We start from the raw sequence: 507 nt of genomic DNA on the forward strand, positions 1-507 counted from the left end.
GTAACACATTTAACCAAACCGACACTCTACCAAATAATTGAAAACAGAAAAATCCATATTCGAAAAAATAATAACTGGAATTGCAATTCTTTTGAGCGGTTTCTATTCGTTTTTTGGACTCGCTGAATTTTATAAAATTGGAATTAAAAAAGAAACCGAATTTTATCCTTTTGGCGGAGAAGGACCTGTTCCTTATTATTACAGAACGGCTGAACTTTACTCATACGTGAATTTGACTTACGGAATAGCTTTCGGAATTTTACTCGGTATTGGATTTTGGGGTTTAAGAAAAAATAAAATAAACGGATTTATAATTTTTGGACTAACTATTTTACTGATTATGTTACATATTTATCACGGTTGGGCTGAATAAAAAAACGTGTTACAACAAAGTATAAAAATAATGCTTAGATTAGTGCTTAATCGAGAGTTCGTACTTTTTTGTTACGTCTGATTTTCCTGCGGAAAATCCTCGCACACAAAACCGCACTATTCTTATACGTAACC

General features: G+C 32.1%; 1 protein-coding gene. It reads left to right on the forward strand.

Annotated features, from left to right (window positions below; all coding sequences use genetic code 11):
- The first annotated feature begins 37 nt into the window (after positions 1-37).
- Positions 38-373: a hypothetical protein gene (locus JM658_RS17025; protein ID WP_236961103.1), complete on the forward strand. Its 336-nt coding sequence runs from the start codon at positions 38-40 to the stop codon at positions 371-373.
- Positions 374-507: the final 134 nt, after the last annotated feature.

The organism is Joostella atrarenae (assembly GCF_021764745.1).
Taxonomy (GTDB): Bacteria; Bacteroidota; Bacteroidia; order Flavobacteriales; family Flavobacteriaceae; genus Galbibacter; species Galbibacter atrarenae.